This window comes from Streptomyces sp. 8P21H-1 (assembly GCF_013302945.1).
In genome coordinates, this window is record NZ_JABTYA010000130.1 from 2,357 (window position 1) to 16,119 (window position 13,763).

A 13,763-nucleotide genomic window follows, 5' to 3' on the forward strand; every position below is an offset into this window, starting at 1 on the left:
TCCGACACCGGGGCCCAGCCGTCCTACCGGGGCTCGGGCGGTCGCTGCCGCGGCATGTTCGGCCGTGCCCCCGGCGGAAGCGGTGGCCGGGGCGGGACCGCCTCCCCGCGCGTGCCCCCGCCCGCCCCCGCCTGGAAGGCGACCGGCACGACCCCCGCCCGGAACTCCACCATCCAGTCCACGGTCTCCACCCGCACCAGCTCCGTCACGTCCTCGGAGAACCTCCGCAGCACCCCCAGGCACCGCTCCGCGGCCTCCCCCGCCGTCCCCTCGGTGGGACCGAGCACCTCCCGTACGCACTCGGCCGCCCAGTCGAACTGGAGTACCTGCAACCGGCGCTGCACGGCCTGGGCCGTCGCCACGTCCCTCATCCACCCGGAGGTCACCCCGAAGAAGCGGTCCCCCGCCACACAGGCGACCGCGCCGAGCAGGGCCAGGTACCCCCAGGCGGAACCCCCGCCGAGCACCCCGGCGAGGTCCAGCAGGGGCAGCGCGGCCCCCGCGAGGGCCCCGACGACGGCCCCCGCCCGCAGCACCCGCGCGGCCCGCCGCTTCCACGCCCGGTCGGTGAGGTACCAGGACGCCGTGGTGAGCGCCCCCGCCTCCACCCACCGGTACAGCTCGTGGAGCCGCTCGGCCGGCTCGCCCCAGTCGCCCAGCGGGAAGGCCCGCCCTATCAGGTCGCCGGGCTCGGCCCCCCGGGGCGCGAGACCTGCCGGTCCGTTCTCACCCGACCCCTCGGGCTGCATGTCCGGCTTGCTCACCCGGCGCTCCCTAATCATGACGTTGCGTGACGGTAGCGCGGCATGCGGAGTCGGTGCGCCGCGTCTTTCCTACCCCCCGGCGGACGGCTGCGGCCGTCGTTTCCGGGCACTTCCGCCCGGACGTGGGTGTTGATCAGGTATAGGCCAACCCGCCCTCTCACTCGAAAGAGTGCTGAAGCGACGGCCCGGTAGACCACGTAGGCTCATCCCAAGGCGGAAAACCCGCCGGAAAGCCGTACAGGTCCGTGCCCGCACACGACGGGCACGGCAGGCACGGCGGTCCAGTAGTCCCGTAGTCGTCCCGCAGTCGTACGGAACCAGGAGCTGATCGTGATTCCCGGTGGTGGCCAGCCCAACATGCAGCAGCTGCTCCAGCAGGCCCAGAAGATGCAGCAGGACCTCGCGAACGCCCAGGAGGAGCTGGCGCGGACCGAGGTCGACGGTCAGGCGGGCGGCGGTCTGGTGAAGGCGACGGTGACGGGCTCCGGTGAACTGCGCGGCCTGGTCATCGACCCCGAGGCCGTCGACCCGGAGGACACCGAGACCCTCGCCGACCTGATCGTCGCGGCGGTCCAGGCGGCCAACGAGAACGCCCAGACGCTCCAGCAGCAGAAGCTCGGCCCGCTGGCCCAGGGGCTGGGCGGCGGCAGCGGCATCCCCGGCCTGCCGTTCTAAGTCGACCCGGCGGTCCCTTCTAAGAAGACCGGCCGCCAACTACCGTACGTACGAAGCAGGAACAGGAAGGCAATCCGTGTACGAAGGCGTGGTCCAGGACCTCATCGACGAACTGGGGCGGCTGCCCGGCGTCGGTCCCAAGAGCGCGCAGCGGATCGCCTTCCACATCCTGCAGGCGGAGCCCACGGACGTCCGCCGGCTCGCGCAGTGCCTCATGGAGGTCAAGGCGAAGGTCCGCTTCTGCGCCACCTGCGGGAACGTGGCGCAGGAGGAGCTCTGCAACATCTGCCGCGACCCGCGCCGCGACCTCTCGGTCATCTGCGTGGTCGAGGAGCCCAAGGACGTGGTCGCCATCGAGCGGACCCGGGAGTTCCGGGGCAAGTACCACGTGCTCGGCGGCGCGATCAGCCCGATCGAGGGCGTGGGCCCGGACGACCTGCGGATCAGGGAGCTGCTGGCGCGGCTCGCCGACGGCGCGGTCACGGAGCTGATCCTGGCCACCGACCCGAACCTGGAGGGCGAGGCCACGGCCACCTACCTCGCCCGCATGATCAAGCCCATGGGGCTGCGGGTCACCCGCCTCGCCAGCGGGCTGCCGGTGGGCGGCGACCTGGAGTACGCCGACGAGGTCACCCTGGGACGCGCCTTCGAGGGAAGGCGGCTGCTGGATGTCTGAGCGACCGTTTCCCGAACGAGTGTTCCCCGGGCGACCGTTCTCCGGGCGGCCGGTCGATGCACGGAACGAAGTTCTCGACGAACTTCTCGACGAACCGTCCGGCGGAGTCCTTCCGGCGGAGCTCTTGAGGAAGGCCGGCTTCTAGATGTCTGATGCCACGCTGCACGCGACCGCTCCGGATCCCGACGACTTCGCGGTCCAGATCGCGGACCAGATCGAGAGTTTCCTCGTCGCCGTGACCGAGGTCGCGAGAGGCGACGAGCCGGACTCGGCCGTCCCCTTCCTGCTCCTGGAGGTCTCCCAGCTCCTGCTGGCCGGCGGCCGCCTGGGCGCGCACGAGGACATCCTCCCCGACGAGCGCTACGAGCCCGACCTGGGCCCGGAGCCGGACGTCGACGAACTGCGCGAGCGGCTCGCCGAGATGCTCGACCCGGTCGACGTCTACTCCGAGGTCTTCGACCCGTACGAGCCCCGCAAGGCTCCGGTCCCGGCCCGTATCTCGGACGACCTGGCCGACGTCATGGCGGACCTGCGCCACGGCATGGCCCACTACCGCGCCGGCCGCACCACCGAGGCCATGTGGTGGTGGCAGTTCTCGTACTTCTCCAACTGGGGCTCCACGGCCTCGGCCACCCTCCGCGCCCTGCAGTCCCTGGTGGCCCACGTCCGGCTGAACCAGCCCCTCCAGGAACTGGACGGCCTGGACACCGACCAGGACCTCAGCGAGGACGCCCTCGCGGAGGAGGCGGGCCGCGTCATGGTCGAGGAGATCGCGGGACCCCTGGGCCTGCGCCAGGTCAAGTAGCCCCCGGCGGCCGGCCCTCACCGGGCGGTGAACCGGCCTCACCGGGCGGTGAAGCTGTGACCAGGCGCACTTTGCGCGTGGGACGGGTCCGGGATGGGCAGATGCGGGTGCGGTCCGGAAGCGACCGGGCCCCGGCCCGGATGATCGGCTGGTGAGCAGGACGTCTCACGATGCGGTATCACCCGGGCGGGAACCGGCTGCTCGTTAGACTGGGCCGACCGCGGTCACGCGGTACGAGACGGACTGAGCGAGGAGCGCACGTGGGCCTTGTCGTGCAGAAGTACGGAGGTTCCTCCGTAGCCGATGCCGAGGGCATCAAGCGTGTCGCCAAGCGGATCGTCGACGCCAAGAAGAACGGCCACCAGGTCGTCGTCGTGGTGTCGGCGATGGGTGACACGACGGACGAGCTGATCGATCTCGCCGAGCAGGTATCCCCGATCCCTGCCGGACGCGAGTTCGACATGCTGCTGACCGCGGGGGAGCGGATCTCCATGGCCCTGCTGGCGATGGCGATCAAGAACCTGGGCCACGAGGCCCAGAGCTTCACCGGCAGCCAGGCAGGCGTGATCACCGACTCCGTCCACAACAAGGCGCGCATCATCGATGTCACGCCGGGCCGCATCAGGACGGCGCTCGACGAGGGCAACATCGCGATCGTCGCCGGGTTCCAGGGCGTCAGCCAGGACAAGAAGGACATCACCACGCTGGGGCGCGGCGGTTCCGACACCACGGCCGTCGCCCTCGCCGCGGCCCTGGAGGCCGAGGTCTGCGAGATCTACACGGACGTCGACGGTGTGTTCACCGCCGACCCGCGGGTGGTGAAGAAGGCCCGGAAGATCGACTGGATCTCCTCCGAGGACATGCTGGAGCTCGCCGCCTCGGGCTCCAAGGTGCTGCTGCACCGCTGCGTCGAGTACGCACGCCGTTACGACATCCCGATCCACGTCCGCTCGTCCTTCTCGGGACTGCCGGGCACCTGGGTCAGCAACGAGAATCCGCAAGGGGACGCGCAGGTGGAGCACGCCATCATCTCCGGAGTCGCGCACGACGTCTCCGAAGCCAAGATCACGGTCGTCGGGGTCCCGGACAAGCCGGGCGAGGCCGCGGTGATCTTCCGCGCCATCGCGGACGCCGAGATCAACATCGACATGATCGTGCAGAACGTGTCCGCGGCCGCCACGGGCCTGACCGACATCTCCTTCACCCTTCCCAAGGCCGAGGGCCACAAGGCCATCGAGGCCCTGGAGAAGGCGAAGGGCGCGATCGGCTTCGACTCGCTGCGCTACGACGACCAGATCGGCAAGATCTCCCTGGTCGGCGCGGGGATGAAGACCAACCCGGGCGTCACCGCCTCGTTCTTCCAGGCGCTGTCCGACGCGGGCGTCAACATCGAACTGATCTCGACATCCGAGATCCGCATCTCGGTGGTGACCCGCCAGGACGACGTCAACGAGGCCGTGCGCGCCGTGCACACCGCCTTCGGACTGGACTCCGACAGCGACGAGGCCGTCGTCTACGGAGGCACCGGACGATGAGCGTCCCCCCGTACGGAGGCGTACGCCGATGACCGGGCGCCCGGCGCTCGCGGTCGTGGGCGCGACCGGAGCCGTCGGCACGGTCATGCTCCAGATCCTGTCCCAGCACGCGGACATCTGGGGCGAGATCCGCCTCGTCGCCTCTCCGCGCTCGGCCGGCCGCAAGCTGGCCGTGCGCGGCGAGCAGGTCGAGGTGGTCGCCCTGACGGAGGAAGCCTTCGACGGGATCGACGTCGCCATGTTCGACGTGCCCGACGAGGTGGCCCAGCACTGGGCGCCGGTGGCCGCCGCCAAGGGTGCCGTCGTGGTCGACAACTCCGGCGCGTTCCGGATGGACCCCGAGGTGCCGCTCGTGGTGCCGGAGGTGAATCCGCACGCCGCCCGGGTCCGGCCGCGCGGCATCATCGCCAACCCCAACTGCACGACGCTCTCCATGATCGTGGCCCTGGGCGCGCTGCACGCCGAGTTCGGTCTGCGCGAGCTGGTGGCGTCCTCGTACCAGGCGGTGAGCGGGGCCGGGCAGCGCGGCGTCGACACGCTGCGGCAGCAGCTGAAGCTCGTCGCCGGTACGGAGCTGGGGACGGCCCCCGGCGACGTACGGCGGGCCGTGGGGGAGAACACCGGGCCGTTCCCGGAGCCGGTGGCGCTGAACGTGGTGCCGTGGGCCGGGACCGTGCGCGAGGACGGCTGGTCCTCGGAGGAGATGAAGGTGCGGGACGAGTCCCGCAAGATCCTCGGCCTGCCCTCCCTCCCCGTCGCGGTCACCTGCGTACGGGTGCCGGTCGTCACCACGCACTCGCTGACCGTCCACGCCCGCTTCCAGGGCGAGGTGACGGTGGGCCGGGCGCGGGAGATCCTCGCCACGGCCCCCGGGGTGGTGCTCTTCGACAACCCGGCGGCGGGGGAGTTCCCGACACCGGCCGACGTCGTCGGTACGGACCCGACCTGGGTGGGGCGGGTGCGGCGGGCGCTCGACGACCCGACGGCGCTCGAACTCTTCGTGTGCGGCGACAACCTGCGCAAGGGCGCCGCGCTCAACACGGCGCAGATCGCCGAACTGGTCGCTGCGGAACTGTGACCTGCCCGAAATTGTGACCTGCCCGAAACTGTGACCTGCCCGGGTGCCGGAAGACGCCGGAGGCGTCGAGGGTGTGGGTGACGTCGGGCGATTCGCGACATGCCGGCCCGCTCCGGCAGGTTCGGGCGGGAAATCCTCTGGTCCTAAGCTGAATTATTTATAGGATCTGTACGACTTTCGTGGTCCGGTCGTGGACGGAGCTGTGGTCCGTACCACTTTGACGCGAGCCTCTGGCGTTCGGCGACTTTCCTCCCCGTTCTCCGCAACCACGCGGAGGGCGGGGAGCGTCTTTGCGGTCGCCCTTCAGGGGTGACCGGACGCCACGTTCATATGGGGCATAGGGGATGAGCTTTTACGTATGAGGGCACTTAGCGCACTGTCTGGCATGCAGTCCGACGTAAAAGCGATGTCCGTCGCGTACAACCCCCACGGGGGGACGCGTGTCCAACTGGCGTGGCTGAGGTACTCGAATTCACCGTTCCGGCGCGCGGCACGTCCCTGCGTCCGCCCCGCCGAGCCCGCACGTCCGGCACGTCCGGCGGCGGCATGCCGGTGATCGCCCCCATGCCCGCAGCGCGGTCGACCCGCATCCCGAACCAGCGCGAGGGCGTCGACGAGACCCTGGCGGCCGGCACCACGGTCGACCATCTCACCGAGACCTACCGCGCCCACTACAGGTCGCTCCTCGGCCTCGCGGCGCTCCTCCTCGACGACACCGCGTCCTGCGAGGACGTCGTCCAGGAGGCTTTCATCCGGGTGCACTCGGCGCGCAAGCGCGTGCGCGACCCGGAGAAGACGCTCGCCTACCTGCGCCAGACCGTCGTCAACCTCTCGCGCTCGGCGCTGCGCCGGCGCATCCTGGGCCTGAAGCTCCTCTCCAAGCCGATGCCCGACATGGCGAGCGCGGAGGAGGGCGCGTACGACCAGCTGGAGCGCGACGCCCTGATCAAGGCGATGAAAGGACTCCAGAGACGCCAGCGCGAGGTCCTGGTCCTGCGGTACTTCGCGGACATGACCGAGGCACAGGTCGCCGAGACCCTCGGTATATCGCTGGGATCGGTGAAGGCGTACGGCTCGCGCGGCATCGCGGCGCTGCGTGTCGCCATGGAGGCGCCGGCATGAGCGGGAACGACGAGCGAGCACGCCACGACGAGCACGGTCGCCACGGCGACGACGAGCATGAGCAGCACGCTGGGAACGGAACTGTGAACCACGGCCCCTCGGAGAACACGGGCCCGGAAGAGTCGGGCCACCCGGACCAATCGGACCACCCGGACCACTCGGACCGCTCGGATCACTCGGGCAAGGAAGCGAACGCGGCGGACCTCCCGTCGGACTCCCCGGACTCCTCACAGGCCGGCCCCCCGGCCGACCCGCCGGGTCCCGGACCGGAGGAGGACGGCACACCGGGCGACTCGGACGGCGCGGACGGCGCGGACGGCTCGGGCGACGGACCCGGTCTGAAAGGGCTCGGGCTCGGAGCGGAGGGGTTCGGCTCCGACGAACTGGCCCTGCGGCGACTCCTGCACCAGGCCGTGGAGGAGATCGAGCCGACCGACGGCACGCTGGACCACCTGCGGCGCGCGGTACCGGCCAGGCGGGCCCGCAAGCGGCAGGCCCTCGTCGGCATGGCGGCCGCCGCGCTCTTCGTCGGCACGGCCGTTCCGGCCCTCGTGCACGTCTCGAACGCTTCGGGCCCCGACGCCGACCCGTCCATGGCGGGGCACGCCTCCCAGACCCAGGGCGGCTCGAACGAGGGCAAGGAAGCCTCCGCGGGGAAGGACTCCGAGAAGTCCCCGAGCGCGCCCGAGAAATCCGAGAAGGAAAAGAAGAAGGACAAGAAGGAGAAGGACAGGGAGACCAGCGGCGGCAGTACCGCCGACGTCCCGCCCCCGGTCCCCAGCGCGGGCGTGCCGCCCTGTACGCCGACGCAGCTCACCGCCGCGAGCGGCGGCGCCGCACCCGACGCCACCGGTGCGGTCTACGGCAGCTTCACGGTCACCAACGTCTCCGCCGCCGGCTGTACGGTCGTGGGCGGCGGCTCGGTGTCCCCGGCCGCGCTGGGCGCCGCGGACCCGGCCCGGATCGGTACGCTCCTCCACACGGCGGGCGACGCGGCGAGCGGACTGCCCGACCCGTCCACCTACGCCTCCTCCCTGGTGCTGCCACCGAACGGTTCGTACTACGTGAAGTTCGCCTGGGTGCCGTCGGCGGCCTGCCCGACCAGCGGCGGCACCGGCGGCGGGGAACCCTCCCCCGACCCGACCCCCACGGACACCCCGGCCGGTGACAGCGGCGGCACGTCCTCGGAGGGCACCACCGGCGTGGAGACGCAGCTCATGAGGACCGACGGGACCGTCGACGGAAGCGTCAGCGTGTCCTACGTGGCCGAGGGCGGCGCCCCGTCGGCCTCGACGACCGTGTCCAACGCGTGCGCCGGCACGGTCTACCGGACCGGGATGCTGTCCACCCCCTGACCCCTGCCCCCTGACCCCTGCCCCCTGACCGGCACGGCGACGGCAGCCGCGGGCCCGGGTGACCACCCGGGCCCACCGCCCGACCGGTGAACTTCCCGGCGCAGGCGCAGGCACCGATGCTCGGCGCAGGCACCGATGCTCGGCGCAGGCACCGATGCTCGGCGCAGGCACCGATGCTCGGCGCAGGCACCGATGCTCGGCGCAGGCACCGATGCTCGGCACCGGCACCGATGCTCGGCGCAGGCACCGATGCCCGGCACCGGCACCGATGCCCGGTGCCCGGTGCCGGTGTCAGGCCGTGGGAGGGGACGGCACCTTCGGGGGCCCCGCGCTCTCCGTGCTCTCCACACTGCCCGCGTTCCCCGCGTTCCCCGCGTTCCCCGCGTCCGCCGGGGTCTCCTCCGTGAGCCCCAGCTCCGCGTCCTGCGCGAACTCCACCTCGCGTCGCAGCAGCCGGAACCACATGAAGACCACGAAGCCGGCGAAGACGAACCACTCACCGGTGTAGCCGAGGTTCTGGAAGGCCTTCAGGTCCAGGCCGGTGTCCGAAGGGGCCGTGGCGGGCACGGCCTTCATCCCCGAGTCGGCCTCGGCGAGGGTGATCCAGGCGTCGTACATCCGGTACGGCACGAGGTTCACCAGCGCCGCCGAGCTGATCGCACCGATCTGTCCGGCGGGGAGCCCTCCGACCGCGGGCACCCCGTTCGACCCGGGTGTCTCCGACGCCTGGAGCGCGCCGGTCACGGTGACCTCGCCCGCCGGAGCCGCCGGGGCCTTCGCGGTGTCGGCGTCACCGGGGAGCCAGCCCCGGACCACCGGCAGCGCCTTGCCGTCGTCGGTGCGCAGCATGGTCAGGACGTAGAAGCCGCTCCTGCCGTCCAGCTCCCGGTCCGGTACGAGCAGCTGCCGCCCGTACCGGCCGGTCGCCGTGGCCTGCTTGCCCGACGTCTCCTTGTCCACCGGCAGCAGCTCGGTGAGCGGACGGGCCGCCTGGCTCCTGGCCGCCTCGGCCTGCTCACCGGCGCTGCGATGGTCCTGGACCCGGTCCTCGAACCGCCCCAACTGCCATGACCCCATGAACACGCAGAAGGGGATGGCCAACAGTACGAAGACGTTGATCCCCCACCAGCGGGGCGTCAGCAGGAACCGGTACACAACCCCAAAGGTACGGGGCCCCCGCGGGGAGCGCGGCCGAGGGGTGCCCCGGCCCGCCCCGTCACCGCAGCCCTGGCCCTGGCCATCGCCCTGGCCTCGCTCCAGCCCTGGCCCTCGTCCCCCGTCCCCCGTCCCTCGCCCTCGCCCTCGTCACCGTCCCAGGTGCCGCTCCGCGAACTCCAGCTCCAGTCCGACCTGCTTGATCCGCTCGTCCACGACCAGCGAACCGTGTCCCGCGTCGTAGCGGTACACCTCGTGCTCCGCGCCCCGTGCGGCGAGCCGGGCCACGTAGTTCTCGACCTGGCGGATGGGGCAGCGCGGGTCGTTGACCCCAGCGGAGATGTAGACCGGTGCCTTCACCGCGTCGACGTACGTCAGCGGGGACGAGGCCTCGAAGCGCTCCGGAACCTCCTCCGGAGTGCCGCCGAGCAGCGTGCGGTCCATCGCCTTCAGGGCCTCCATCTCGTCGTGGTAGGCCGTCACGTAGTCCGCGACCGGCACCGCGGCGATACCCAGTGCCCACGCGTCGGGCTGCGTCCCCAGACCCAGGAGGGTGAGGTAGCCGCCCCATGAGCCACCGGTCAGGATCAGCCGGTCCGGATCGGCGGACCCGGACGAGACCGCCCACTCCCGGACGGCCGCGATGTCCTCCAGCTCGATCAGGCCGACCCGGTGCTTGAGGGCGTCCGTCCACTCCCGCCCGTACCCCGTGGAGCCCCGGTAGTTGACCCGGATCACCATGTACCCGTGGTCGACCCAGGCCGCCGGGCCCGCCGCGAACGAGTCGCTGTCGTGCCAGGTCGGACCGCCGTGGATGTCGAAGACGGTCGGGAGAGGGCCCGACGCCCCGGCCGGTCGCTGCACGAGGGCGTGGATGCGGCCGCCCGGGCCCTCCACCCACACGTCCTCGACGGGCACCGACCGCGGTGCCTTCATACCGGGCGGGTCCAGGACGACCTCGCCGGACGTCGAGCGCACCACCGGCGCCTCGGCGGACGACGACCACAGGTACTCCACGCTGCCGTCGGGGCGGGCCGTCGCCCCCGAGACCGTGCCCTTCGGCGTCCGCACCCGCTCCAGCCGGCGGGACTCCAGGTCGTAGCGCCACAGCTCGCTGCGCGCCTCGAAGCTGTTGACGACGAGCAGGGCGGAGCCGTCCGGGTACCACTCGGCGCTCAGGTCGCCGTCCAGCCGTGCGGTCAGCTCCAGATCCGTCTCCTCGCCGGACGCCACGTCCCACACCATCGGCTCCCAGCGCCCGCGCCGCTGGTGCCCGACGAGCAGCCGGGTGTCCCCGGCGACCGGCGCGAACCCGAGCACCTCCAGGCCCAGCTCGGCCGTGCCGCCCTTGGTGTCGTCCAGGTCGGCCACCGTCGAGCCGTCCATCCGAAGCACCCGCAGCGCGGAGTGCATCGCGTCGCCGTGCTCGGTGTGCTCGACGGCGATCAGCGAGCCGTCGTACGAGAGGTCGCCGACGCCGGCGGACTCCCGGTGCCGGTAGATCTCGACGGGGTCCTCACCGGTCCGGCTGACGTGGATCGTCGATCCGTCCTCGTCGGTGGACCGGCCGACGACCGCCGTCCGCCCGTCCCGGCCGAGCGCCAGTCCGGCGGGGTAGGAGGGGTCGAGCCCGGGAGCGGCGGGCTCGTCGGGAACGGCCCCGGTCGCAGTCCCGTCCCCGTCCCCGCCCCTGTCCCCGGCTCCGGCGAAGGGCTGCCGCCGCCAGATCCCGAACTCGTCGCCGTCCTTGTCGTCGAACCACCAGATCCACTCGCCGTCGGGCGACAGCACGCCGTCCGTCGTCCCGTTGGGCCGGTCGGTGGCCTGGCGCTGGACGCCCGTCTCACGATCCCACGCGTACAACTCGTACGTCCCCGTCGCGTTCGACACGAACAAGGAGCGGTGCGGGGCGTCCTCCGCCCAGTCGGGCAGGGACACCCGTGGTGCCCGGAAGCGCTTCTCCCAGTCGGGCATGGTCCCCTCGTGCGGGACCGATCCGTTGCTCTCAGTCATGACTCCATACTGCACGCACCCGGCGACATCGCGCCGACAGGGCCCCCAGCCTGTGGAAAACTCCCCGGACGCAGACTGCCGCAGCAGCGGAAGAATCCGGATCCGTGCAGGTCAGGGCGGATTGTCAGGGGTTCATGCGCCGGGGACCCCGCCCCAGTAGCTCGGCGAGACCACGCCGGGTGGCGGCGATGACGACGCGGTCCCCGGCCCCGAGCACATAGGTGGGCGGCAGATCCCAGACCAGCCCCGACGGGCGCCCCGGGACCGGGGCGTCGCGTCCCGGACCCGGCGGGGACGGGGACGGGGAGGGAGAGGGAGATGGGGACGAAGGCGGGGACGAAGGCGGGGACGTGGAACGGCCCGGCGCGGGACGGTCCGGTGCGGGACGACTCACCCCGGCCCCCACTCCTGCCCCGGCCGGAGCCGCCGTGTCCAGGGCCAGGACCCGCCACGACCCGGCGCGGAACGCCTCGGCGACGGTACGGCCCTCCAGCTGCGGATGGCTCGCGACCTCCAGGGCCGCGAAGAGGAGCACCCGCCTCTCCACGGGGATCGCCCCCAGGATCTGGCGGCCCATCATCGCTCCGGCGAAGGCGGGCGCGGCCAGGTGGGAGACGCTGCGGCTGCGGGTGAGCGCGTCCGGATGGGTGGCGCGCAGGGTGCGGTAGACGGCCGTGGCGAAGTCGTCGTCGTACAGGCGCAGGACGACGCGCAGATCGGGGCGTACCGACCGTGCGTACAGGGCGGCTTCGAGGTTGGTGGTGTCGGCGCTGGTCAGGGCCAGCAGGGCGTGCGCCCGGTGGATCTTGGCGGCTTCCAGTACGCCTTCCTGGGTGACGTCGCCGAGGACGACGGGCACGCGCAGCCGGCGGGCCGTCGCGAGCCCGCGTGCCTCGGGGTCGGCCTCGACGCACACCACGGGGATGCCGAGTTCACGAAGGCGCGCGAGGACCCGCGTGCCGATCTTGCCGAGGCCGAGGAGGACGACGTGACCGGAGAGCCCCCGCGGTGGTTTCCGCAGCGCCGACCCGCTGCGGAACGTACCGAGGCCCTCCAGGACGGCGGCGAGGAGGACGGGAAGCAGCAGCAACCCGACCAGACCGGAGAGCAACTGGAGGATCTGGCGGCCGAGAGGGGCGTCGAGCGCCGGTTCGTTGATGGCGAAGAGATCGAGGAGGGTCAGGTAGACGGCGTGCAGCGGATGGACGCCCGTGATCGCCACCGACGCGACCGCGAGCGCGACCACACAGGCCACCAGACCGGCGAACGACCAGCGCAGCCGCCGGGAGAAGAGCCTGCCGAAGGGCACCGCGAAGGGTATGCCGACGGGCAGGACGCCGCGGCCCGCGGGAAGCGACGGACCGGAGTACGACACCGTCTCCAGGACGACGGTGCCGCGACCGGTCGCGGCGGCCACGGACTCCTCGTCGGGCAGCAGCCGCGGCCCGTGCTCGCCGCTGCCCTCCGAACCGTCCGCGCCCGCCGGGTCGCTGGCCGTGGCGGAGAGCAGCGCCAGCGTGCACAGCCCGGGGTCGGCGACCTCGCCGGGCCCCGGTGGCCGCCGTTCCACGGCCCGCAGCATCAGCCCGTCGGTCTGCACGACCTTGCTGGTCCCGGCCACCGCGGTGGCGGCCAGCGCCGGCGCGGCGGTGTCCGCGTCGGAGAGCACGGTCGTGGAGGCGTCGAGAAGACCTGCCGCGTACGGACCCGCGGATTCCCCGACACCCGCCATGGCCAGGGCGGACGCCTGGTCCAGCAGGGCCTCGATGTGCTGTCCGAGACGACGGTTGTAGAGCCGTACGACCAGCCGCAGACGCGGGTTGAGCCGACGCGCCATGAGGGCGGCGCGGATGTTCGTCTCGTCGTCGTCGTGGACGAGCGCCAGCGCGGCGGCGTGCTCGACCCCGGCGTCGGCGAGCACGGCCTCGGTGAGCACCGCGGCCTCCAGCACCCGTGCCGGGCGCGGCTCCTCGGGGAGGCCGACACGACGACCGGACGTACCGTCACCGCTGCCACCGGTGTCGTCGGTGCTGCTGCCGTTGCCGCCGCTGTCCCTGCTGTCCCTGCTGTCGCCGTTGGCGCCGGTGAGGCCGTTGCCGGCGGCCCGGCCCATGACGGCCGACACGCGGTCGAGCAGCGTCGAGGCGCGGGCCCGTCCGACGACCGGAGGCCGCGCGGTCCGCTCGGCGGACGGCACGACCAGTGTCACCCGCTCCCCGTAGACACCGCGCAGCTCGGCCGCCAGCCGGTGCGCCAGGGCGTCGTCCCCGCACACCACCATGTGCGCACCACGACCGTCAGGTCCGCTCTGATCCGGAAGGCTCTCCACGACAGCACAGAGTGCCTCACCCGGACGGGTGGTTGCACAGCGGTGTGCGGTACGGGAGTTGACGCGGATCCGTACGCGCCGGCCCGGATGAGAAGCTGGGCCGGAACGGGCGTACTGAAGGTGGAGGGCGATCCACCGACGAAGCCCTCCCCTACCGGAGGTACCTCTCCCGTGACCACGACCGACCCGGTTCCGCCTCCGGCTCCGCCCTCGCCTCCGGCTCCGCCCTCGGTTCCGGCTCCGCCCTCGGTTCCGG

11 protein-coding genes are annotated in these 13,763 nt (G+C 72.1%); 7 read left to right on the forward strand and 4 right to left on the reverse strand.

All coding sequences use genetic code 11. The features are described 5' to 3' along the window. Positions 1-23: 23 nt before the first annotated feature. Positions 24-764, reverse strand: a complete 741-nt coding sequence (locus HO151_RS02165) for an SLATT domain-containing protein (RefSeq protein WP_368039388.1) — start codon at positions 762-764, stop codon at positions 24-26. A gap of 330 nt (positions 765-1,094) precedes the next feature. Here HO151_RS02165 and HO151_RS02170 point away from each other — a divergent pair, with 330 nt between their 5' ends. The 7 genes from HO151_RS02170 to HO151_RS02200 all read left to right on the forward strand — a co-directional run bounded on the left by HO151_RS02170 (position 1,095) and on the right by HO151_RS02200 (position 8,010). Further along, a complete protein-coding gene (locus HO151_RS02170; protein WP_173894434.1) occupies positions 1,095-1,439 on the forward strand; it encodes a YbaB/EbfC family nucleoid-associated protein in 345 nt (114 codons plus the stop codon). A gap of 76 nt (positions 1,440-1,515) precedes the next feature. Continuing rightward, positions 1,516-2,115: a recombination mediator RecR gene (gene recR / locus HO151_RS02175; protein WP_149512236.1), complete on the forward strand. Its 600-nt coding sequence runs from the start codon at positions 1,516-1,518 to the stop codon at positions 2,113-2,115. 145 nt (positions 2,116-2,260) lie between these two features. Further along, positions 2,261-2,920 (forward strand): DUF5063 domain-containing protein, encoded by a 660-nt coding sequence (locus HO151_RS02180; protein ID WP_173894435.1) that lies wholly within the window; start codon positions 2,261-2,263, stop codon positions 2,918-2,920. Positions 2,921-3,180: 260 nt separating this feature from the next. Beyond that, positions 3,181-4,455, forward strand: coding sequence for an aspartate kinase (locus tag HO151_RS02185; RefSeq protein WP_173894436.1), 1,275 nt, complete (start codon positions 3,181-3,183; stop codon positions 4,453-4,455). A 28-nt stretch (positions 4,456-4,483) separates the two neighbouring features. Then, positions 4,484-5,533 (forward strand): aspartate-semialdehyde dehydrogenase, encoded by a 1,050-nt coding sequence (locus HO151_RS02190; protein ID WP_173894437.1) that lies wholly within the window; start codon positions 4,484-4,486, stop codon positions 5,531-5,533. Between the two features lie 453 nt (positions 5,534-5,986). Further along, positions 5,987-6,655, forward strand: coding sequence for a SigE family RNA polymerase sigma factor (locus tag HO151_RS02195; RefSeq protein ID WP_368039389.1), 669 nt, complete (start codon positions 5,987-5,989; stop codon positions 6,653-6,655). Then, entirely contained in the window at positions 6,652-8,010 is a 1,359-nt protein-coding gene (locus HO151_RS02200) for a hypothetical protein (protein WP_173894438.1), read from the forward strand. Before HO151_RS02195 ends, HO151_RS02200 begins: the two co-directional genes overlap by 4 nt. Positions 8,011-8,301: 291 nt before the next feature. On the opposite strand, the gene HO151_RS02205 is transcribed toward HO151_RS02200, so the two are convergent. From HO151_RS02205 to HO151_RS02215, 3 genes are all read right to left on the reverse strand, one after another. Further along, a complete protein-coding gene (locus tag HO151_RS02205) occupies positions 8,302-9,165 on the reverse strand; it encodes an SURF1 family protein (RefSeq protein ID WP_173894439.1) in 864 nt (287 codons plus the stop codon). Between the two features lie 150 nt (positions 9,166-9,315). After that, a complete protein-coding gene (locus tag HO151_RS02210; protein ID WP_173894440.1) occupies positions 9,316-11,178 on the reverse strand; it encodes a prolyl oligopeptidase family serine peptidase in 1,863 nt (620 codons plus the stop codon). 124 nt (positions 11,179-11,302) lie between these two features. Next, positions 11,303-13,459, reverse strand: a complete 2,157-nt coding sequence (locus HO151_RS02215) for an NAD-binding protein (protein ID WP_173894441.1) — start codon at positions 13,457-13,459, stop codon at positions 11,303-11,305. Between the last annotated feature and the right edge of the window lie 304 nt (positions 13,460-13,763).